This window comes from Bacteroidota bacterium, assembly GCA_008933805.1.
Classification (GTDB): domain Bacteria; phylum Bacteroidota; class Bacteroidia; order UBA8524; family UBA8524; genus SB11.
In genome coordinates this window covers 1-9,486 of the sequence record WBUH01000032.1, presented here as the reverse complement: position 1 = coordinate 9,486, position 9,486 = coordinate 1, and the positions used below count along the sequence as shown (strand labels likewise).

Annotated in this window: 4 protein-coding genes; all 4 read left to right on the top strand. The window is 39.4% G+C overall.

Features of this window, described 5'->3' with window-relative positions; genetic code table 11:
* Nucleotides 1-894: 894 nt before the first annotated feature.
* The 4 genes from F9K23_18710 (at nt 895) to F9K23_18695 (ending at nt 9,175) form a co-directional block, all read left to right on the top strand.
* The gene (locus F9K23_18710; GenBank protein ID KAB2912665.1) at nt 895-5,256 is read left to right on the top strand and encodes a CusA/CzcA family heavy metal efflux RND transporter; all 4,362 of its coding nucleotides are present in this window, start codon (nt 895-897) and stop codon (nt 5,254-5,256) included.
* A gap of 12 nt (nt 5,257-5,268) precedes the next feature.
* Complete coding sequence (locus F9K23_18705; protein ID KAB2912664.1) at nt 5,269-6,543, top strand: efflux RND transporter periplasmic adaptor subunit; 1,275 nt, start codon at nt 5,269-5,271, stop codon at nt 6,541-6,543.
* Between the two features lie 183 nt (nt 6,544-6,726).
* Nucleotides 6,727-7,212, top strand: coding sequence for an MgtC/SapB family protein (locus tag F9K23_18700; GenBank protein ID KAB2912663.1), 486 nt, complete (start codon nt 6,727-6,729; stop codon nt 7,210-7,212).
* Between the two features lie 58 nt (nt 7,213-7,270).
* Complete coding sequence (locus F9K23_18695) at nt 7,271-9,175, top strand: cation-translocating P-type ATPase (GenBank protein KAB2912662.1); 1,905 nt, start codon at nt 7,271-7,273, stop codon at nt 9,173-9,175.
* The last annotated feature ends 311 nt before the right edge of the window (nt 9,176-9,486 follow it).

Genomic DNA, 9,486 nt, shown 5'->3' with positions numbered 1-9,486 from the left:
ACTTTCACCCTCTAGAAAAAAAAATTAAATCCCCTATCTTTTGCTTTTAACATCTTTTATTTGCATATTTGATGTTTTTATAAAGCTTCGGATAGGTGTGCTTTGCTCATGCAGGGCACACACAGCGTGTATGTGGCAATAGCGGGTGAAGTGGTAAATCAAAGGTCTGTGCTTCTAAAAAACTTTGTGCTAAACGGACAGGAAAGTGCTTCTAATCCGCTACTGCACATACACGCAAACCGTTATCAGCAACCCTATCCGACAGAGCAACCCTAACCGCCAGACAAAAACCGACAGACAGTGCAATTTTCGGCAAAGCCGTTTGGCTATCCCTTCGCAAAATAAAAAGAGCTGCAAAGCCACCCATAAGCCGACCCACTTTTGCAGCACATTTTATTTTGCCCAAACGCACCAGTGCCACCCGACAGTTTTGTGCTAAACAGACAAATTTTTTACTTACATTTGCCCCGTGAAAAAAGTTTTGACACTCATATTCAGTTTCTACTTGTTGGCTTTGGCAGTTATGCCTTGCAGCGACAAGGAGGACTGTAAATATCAGAGTGCCGACCAATCCACTTTCGCAACAACAGACCACTCAGACCACGACAGCGACACCGAACATTGCTCACCTTTTTGTATGTGTGCTTGCTGCGGACAGACTTTTAGTAGTTCGTTTACTAATTGCAGTTTAGCCCTTCACGTTCCCGTTTCGTTAGACAAATTCCCGATTTACAACCCCTCATTTATTTCAGAGGTGTATTTGTCTATTTGGCAACCGCCAAAAATCAGTTAATGAATTTATGATGTTCTGCTAACGCAGAACAAAACAACCCTACTTACGGTGCTAACGCACCGCAAGTAATCATGTATTCATTCATTAAACTGATTAAAATAATGTTAGACAAAATAATTGCGTTCAGCATAAAAAATAAATTCATCATTGCATTGATGACACTTGCACTCATTGTTTGGGGAGTGTGGAGTGCAACCAAACTGCCTATTGATGCAGTACCCGACATTACCAACAACCAAGTGCAAATCATTACGGTTTGTCCAACCCTTGCAGGACAAGAGGTGGAACAGTTGGTAACATATCCCATTGAACAAAGCATTGCCAATCTTCCCGATTTGGAAGAGTTGCGGAGCATTTCCCGTTTCGGACTTTCGGTAATTACCGTTGTGTTTGACGACAAAGTGGATATCTACTTTGCCCGACAACTGATTAACGAACGACTAAAGGAAGCCGAAAGCAAAATCCCAAGAGGTGTCGGCACACCTGAATTAGCACCCGTTAGCACAGGTTTGGGAGAAGTGTATCAATACATCATTCACCCCAAAAAGGGAAGCGAAAGCAAATACACCGCTATGGACTTGCGGACAATGCAAGACTGGATTGTAGCCAGACAGCTTTACGGAACGGCAGGAATTGCGGAAGTAAACAGCTTTGGCGGACAACTAAAACAATACGAAGTTGCCGTAAATCCCGACAGACTTATTGCAATGGGAATAACAATTCCCGAAATTTTTACCGCCTTAGAAAAGAACAACGAAAACACAGGCGGAGCTTACATTGATAAAAAACCCAACGCATATTTCATTCGGGGTGTGGGTTTGGTCGGTTCATTTGACGACATAAAAAACATTGTAGTTAAAAACAATCCGAACAGCATTCCGATTTTGATAAAAGATGTTGCCGAAGTTCGTTTGGGGAGTGCAGTTCGCTATGGTGCAATGACCTACAACGGTGAGGTTGATGCAGTAGGTGGCGTGGTAATGATGCTGAAAGGTTCAAACAGTGCCGAAGTGGTAAGCCGTATTAAAGATAAAATGGCAACCATTCAAAAATCATTGCCCAAAGATGTAGTAATAGAACCATACTTAGACAGAACAGATTTAGTAAAGCGAGCCATCAGCACAGTAGAAAAAAACTTAATTGAAGGAGCATTAATAGTAATCTTCGTTTTAGTTCTGTTTCTTGGAAACCTTCGTGCAGGGCTAATTGTAGCTTCTGCCATTCCATTATCAATGCTGTTTGCATTGGGATTAATGAATGTATTTGGCGTAAGTGCCAACCTCATGAGTTTAGGAGCAATTGACTTTGGTTTGATTGTGGACGGTGCAGTAATTATTGTAGAAGCCACCTTGCACCATTTGGGTTTGCGAAAAACAATCGGCAAACTAACACAGCAAGAAATGGATGAGGAAGTTTTTCAATCAGCATCTAAAATCCGAAGCAGCGCAGCATTTGGCGAAATCATTATTCTCATCGTTTACATTCCTATTCTTACCCTTATTGGCATTGAGGGAAAAATGTTTCGCCCGATGGCTCAAACCGTTGGTTTCGCCATTTTTGGAGCATTGATTTTATCGCTTACCTATATTCCAATGATGTGTGCAGCGTTTTTACCAAAAACCATTTCGCACAAGCCAACCTTTAGCGATAGAATGATGAATTTCTTTCAACGCATTTATGCACCGCTTTTAGAAAAAGCCATCCGTTTCAAAAAAGTAATTGTAGTTGCAACCGTTGCAGTGTTTGCATTTTCTGTTTTCCTGTTTTCAAAAATGGGTGGAGAATTTATCCCAACCTTACAGGAAGGCGATTTTGCTTTTCATTGCATTTTACCGCAAGGCACATCACTTTCTCAAAGTTTGGAAACTTCTATGCAAGCATCCCGACTAATCAAAGAATTTGATGAGGTAAAAATGGTTGTCGGAAAAACAGGGGCAGCAGAAGTTCCCACCGACCCTATGCCACCCGAAGCCACAGACATGATGATAATTCTCAAATCTCCCGATGAATGGAAACGTGATATTTCTTATGATGAACTGGCAGAAGAAATTGAAGAAAAACTAAATACAATTCCTGGAGTATTTTTTGAAAAAAATCAACCCATTCAAATGCGGTTCAACGAACTAATGACAGGTATCCGCCAAGATGTAGCCGTTAAAATTTTTGGTGAAAATATGGACACTCTTTTAAGCTATGCCAATAAAGTAAATTCAGTTGTGCAAAGTGTAGAAGGTGCAACCGAACCAAGTGTTGAACGAGTGGCAGGACTTCCACAAATCGTAATCAAATACAACCGTTCGCAAATTGCCAATTATGGTTTGAACATCGAGGATATTAACCACATTGTAAGCACCGCTTTTGCAGGTGGTGGAGCAGGTGTAGTTTATGAAAACGAACGCAAATTTGATTTGGTGGTTCGCTTAGACAGCACACACCGAAACAACATTGACGATGTAAGCCATTTGTATATCCCAACTACAAACGGAACTCAAATTCCATTATCGCAAGTTGCCGAAATAAAAATGGAATTGGGTCCCGCACAAATAAGCCGTGAAGATGGTAAACGCAGAATTGTTGTGGGCTTTAATATTTCGGGCAGAGATGTAGCAAGTGTAGTTACTGATATTCAAAAGGAATTGAACGAAAAAGTAAAATTGCCTGAAGGCTATTATTACACTTATGGAGGAACATTTGAAAACCTGCAAGCAGCGAGCAAACGCCTTATGATTGCATTACCCGTTGCTTTAGCACTAATTTTTATGTTACTCTATTTCACATTCAGTTCAGTTAAACAAGCAGCCTTAATTTATACAGCTATTCCAATGAGTGCAATTGGTGGTGTATTCGCTTTGCTCATTCGTGATATGCCTTTCAGCATTTCGGCAGGTATTGGTTTTATTGCATTGTTCGGTGTAGCTGTCTTAAACGGAATTGTTTTAATCGGAACTTTTAACCAATTGGAAAAAGACGGAATGACTGACATTATCCAACGCATAAAAGAAGGAACAAAAATCCGTTTGCGACCCGTGTTAATGACCGCTACTGTTGCTTCTTTGGGATTTTTACCAATGGCACTTTCGCACGGTGCAGGAGCAGAAGTGCAAAAGCCTTTGGCAACTGTTGTAATAGGTGGTTTGCTTACAGCAACTTTCTTAACGCTTTTTGTTTTGCCTTTGCTTTATGTGATGTTTTCTAAAATCGGAAAACTGAAAAGTAAAGTTTCAGCAACAGCCATTTTAGTTTTTGCCTTGCTTTCATACAATACGGCAAATGCTCAAACGCCAACTGCAAAGACCATTTCCGTTGAAGTTGCAATAAGCACCGCATTGAAAAATAATTTAGAAATTCAATCGCAACAACTCAATGTGCAATCATCAACAACTTTGAAAAAATCAGTGTTTGAATTGCCTAAAACAAATATCAATTTTCAGTTCGGGCAATACAATAGCATCAATCAGGACAAGGCGTTTCAGGTTTCGCAAAGTATTCCGTTCCCTACTTATTATACTGCTAAATCAGGTTTGTATAAAGCCGAATTACAAAGTAGCGAATTGCAAAATCAAGCCACCGCCAGCCAAATAAAAGCACAGGTGCAATACTGGTTTTATCAGTTGCAGTATTTGCAAACTACTAAAAGGCAACTACAATCTTTAGACAGTTTATATAACGATTTTGTAAGTGCGGCAGCGTTGCGATACAAAACAGGCGAAACTAATTTGTTGGAGAAAACCACAGCCGAAACCAAGCGGGGACAGCTTTCTATTTTGCTCAAACAAAACGAAACAGACTTTGCAACAGCTTACAATTCCCTTAAAACGCTAATGAATACAAGCGAAGATTTTACAATAACCGTAAATGAAAATTGGCAACCGCTTGTTTTAAGCAGTTCGTTTGACACTACGCTTATTGCCAATAATCCATCACTTAAAGTATTGTATCAACAAGCTATAATTGCCGAACAAAACAAAAAGTTAGAAACCGCATCTACATTGCCTGATTTTAATGTGGGTTATTTCAACCAGTCGTTAATCGGAGTGCAAACAATCAATGGAGTAGATGTAAATTTTGACGGCAGCAAACGCTTTCAGGGTTTTAATGTGGGTTTAAGTATTCCGATTACGTTTTTCAGCAATGCTTCAAAAATAAAATCGCTTGACTACAAACAGCAAGCATTGCAAAAAGAAGCCGACAACGGGAAACTAATTTTACAAAACCAATTGCAAAATGCGTTTCAGCAATACAACCAAAATTTGTCGCAATACAATTATTACAAATCCACCGCTTTGCCAAATGCCGAAATAATTATCAGCACAGCAAAAGTGGGTTTCAAAAGTGGCGACATTGGTTATATTGAATACTTACAAGCCTTGCAAACCGCTACCGATGTGCAGTTAAATTATCTGCAATCGGTTAATCAAATCAATCAATCTATAATCAACATCAATTTCTTAACTAATAAATAAAATTTCACAGCAATGAACAACATAATCTTTATAGCAGCACTTGCAACATCATTAGTATTTGCATCCTGCAACAGCAATAAAACCGACATACAGGAAAAAGAAGCTGAACACCATGACGAACACGAAAATACCAACACGGCAACACTTACTGCTGAGCAAATGAAATCCATAAAAATTGAGTTAGGCAGCATTGAGAAAAAACAACTCACCGCTTCACTCAAAGCAAACGGTTTGCTCAGAGTTCCTAACGATAACAAAGCCAATGCAACCACATTGTTTGGCGGTGTGGTGAAAACCTTATTGGTGCAAATTGGAAACACTGTTTCCAAAGGACAGGTTATTGCAACCATAGGCAATACCAACTTCATTACCATGCAGGAAGAGTTACTAAACACCACTGCAAAACTGGAATTGGCAATATTGGAATTTGAAAGGCAGAAAACCCTGAAAGAAGGAAATGCTACGGCATTAAAAACTTTTCAGATCGCAGAAACTGAACTCAAAACCCTTCAAGCCAAACGTGCCAGTCTTGAAAGCCAGCTACACCTTGCAGGCATCAATACACAAAACCTTTCTGCCGAAAATATTCAATCAGTTATCAATGTTATCAGCCCAATAAATGGAACGGTAAGTGATATTTCAGTAAATATTGGCAGCTATGCAAACGCAAATACTTCCATTGCCGAAATAGTGGACAATAACCAGTTGCATCTTGATTTATATGTGTATGAAAAAGATTTGCAAAAACTCAAAGTCGGGCAAACCATACATTTTACACTCACCAACAATCCGGGTAAAGAATACGATGCAGATGTTTACGCCATCAGCAACACATTTGAGCAAAACACCAAAGCCGTTGCAGTTCACGCAATGGTAAAAGGAAACAAACAAGGTTTGATTGACGGCATGAGCATTACCGCATTGGTAAGTTTAGAAAACGCTACCGTTGATGCAGTGCCAACCAATGCCATTGTAAACCACGAAGGGCAGGACTATATTTTTATCGTTACCGATGCTCATAAAGAAGAAGAACATCATGGCGAAACCGAGACAGCCGAACACAAACACGATGAACACGGACACGAACACAGCGAAAAAGAAGAACCCGAACACAAGGAAGAAGGAACTACTTTTGAAAAAATACCAATTCGCAAAGGCACTACCGATGTAGGTTACAGCGAAATTACTTTACTAAAAGAAATTCCGGCAAATAGTAAAGTAGTTGTGAATGGAGCATTTTTTATTTTAGCTAAAATGAACAACAAAGGCGAGGCTCACGCACATTAAATAAAATATGGGCGGAGGCTTGATTTCTTTTTCCTCTATCAAAGAGGATTTTCATAGTCAGGTTCTCCCGCCCATCATGTTAAAATTCGAATAACTAATGAAATTTCCAAACAAAGACAAAAAATTTCTCATTCGTCTTTAACATTCCTTATCATAGTGTATACTACAAATTAAAAACACAACATGGATATAAAAATCGAATTATTTATCACCCTTCAGCTTTTAATTGCTTCTGCACTTGGAGCATTTATTGGTATTGAAAGGGAACGACACGGTGCCACAGCAGGGATTAGGACTTATGCAGCCGTATGTTTGGGTGCAGCTTTGTTTACGGCCATTGGAACACATTCTGTTGATGTTACCGCAGGAGCACGTATCGCTGCAAATATTGTAACAGGTATTGGTTTTCTCGGAGCTGGCATTATATACAAAGACAATACAAAAGGTATTACCCAGGGATTAACTACTGCATCATCAATTTGGGCAACGGCAGCAATAGGTGTAGCGGCTGCTTACAGTATGTTCATTATTGCAATATGCTCATCCATTCTAATTTATCTTTTACTTGCCTTGCATCATTTTGAATGGTATATAAAAATTAAGAAACGTTGGGAATTGAATAAAGAGCATAAACATGATGACAACACTACCCATTGTAATGAGGATTGAACAAATAAAAAATTTAAAACATTCATTCACATTCTTTAAAAATAAAAAAATCAAACAAATGAAACTACCAATCAACGACAAAAAATTTATCTTTCTTCTTTTGGCAATCGCGATAGTTATTGCCTTAGAAGTTTTATCCATCATCGGTATCAATATACCCATGCCGTATGCACCTTTTATATTTGCCATTTTTATTTTAGGAATTGGCTATGAGGTAATGTGGAGTGGCGTAAAGGCCATTTTCAAACTACAGTTCAGCAATATTAATTTGCTCATGCTTATTGCGGTAATCGGGGCATTTTATCTAAAAGAATTTCCCGAAGGGGCAGTATTGGTGGTTCTTTATGTTTTGGGTGAAAGGCTGGAAGATATTGGAATTGAAAATTCTAAATCAGCCTTAGATGAATTGGTGAGTAAAGCTCCAAAGACCGCTTTTGTAAAATCACTAAATGAAAATGTTTTGATTGATAAAATTGCAATCGGAACAATTATTCAGGTAAAGCCTGGAGAAATGATACCACTTGACGGTAAAATTATTTCAGGCGAAACAATGGTTGATGAAGCAGCCATTACAGGCGAACCAATTGCAAAAGACAAACGCACAGGCGACAATTTGTTTGCAGGAACACTCAACAAAAATGGTTTTATAGAAATGGAAACAACAAAACTTTCTGTTGATACCACATTCTCAAAAATCATTCGCCTAACATTTGAAGCAACGGCAAACAAAAGTGAAACACAAAAATTTATTCAGCAATTCGCTAAGTATTACACGCCTGTAATGCTTGCACTTTCCATTTTACTGTTTGTTGTTCCAGTTTTCGTTTTGAACTTAGATTTTAACCATTGGTTACAGCAAGCCATTACACTTTTAGTAATTGCTTGTCCGTGTGCATTGGTTATATCAACACCCGTAGCCATTTACGCAGCCATTGGAAACGCATCTGCAAAAGGAGCATTGGTAAAAGGCGGAAAATACATTGAGGCATTGGCAAACATCAAAGCAATTGCATTGGATAAAACACGAACCATCACTTTTGGAAATCCAATTGTTTCAGATATTTTCCCATTGAACGGAACAAGCCGTGAAGAACTTTTGGCTTGCACTGCGGGAGCAGAAATATTTTCCGAACACCCATTGGCGCAAGCCATAGTTGATGCAAGCCGCAAAGAAGGATTTGAACCGCACAAAACCGAAGCGTTTAAAAGTGTAATGGGCAAAGGAGCAACAGCAAAATGTTTGATATGTGAAGACGAAAAAATTTATGTAGGCAAATTAGATTTTATTCAAGAAACTCAAACCATAGACAACGAAGCAGTAAAAATTGTAGAGCAACTTGCAGCACAAGGCAAAACAAGTGTAGTAGTAAGTTTTGGCAATGGAGTTGCAGGAATTATTGGATTGATGGACGAAATAAAACCCGACAGTGCAGCAGCGTTAAAAGAAATAGATGCTTTGAACATAGAACCTGTAATGCTTACAGGCGACAGCGAAAAAGCAGCAAACTATGTAGCACAGCAAGTAGGCATCAAAAAAATATTCGGCAATATGCTACCCGAAAACAAAGCCGAAAAAATCAAAGAACTATTGCAGCAATATAAATTTGTAGCAATGGTAGGCGATGGCATAAACGATGCACCAGCCCTTGCACAAAGCACCGTAGGCATAGCAATGGGAGCAGCAGGAAGCGACACCGCCATAGAAACCGCAAACATTGCATTAATGAACGATAAACTTTCACTCATTCCGTTTCTCATTCGGTTAAGTCAAAAAACTTTACGAAGAATAAAATTCAACACCATCGGAGCGATAGCCGTAAAACTAATCTTTATCACACTTGCGTTCATCGGTTACAGCAATTTGGTTTTCGCCATAGCAGCAGACGTTGGAGTAACACTAATTGTAATTCTCACAAGTTTAAATTTGATGAAGTTTGAAAGTAAAATTGTAATCGGACAGTGAAACCTGCAATCGTAACGACAGTGCATAAAAAGCCAACGCATTTGCACTCACATTTGCTTTTGCCACCACCCACATGCAAACGCAGCAAAAGCAAAAGAGAGTGCAAGCAACCGCACCCGTTCGCAGCAGACAGACTTTGCAAAACCTCACCGACACTACCTCGGACGGACAGAAGGGCAGCTGATAATCGAGTAGATGGCTCCGCCAGATAAACTGACGGAGTGCACCTCTCACACCACCGTACGTACGGTTCTCGTATACGGCGGTTCGCAAAATGATGGGTTAAGTTCTAGGTAAACATCCAACATGGC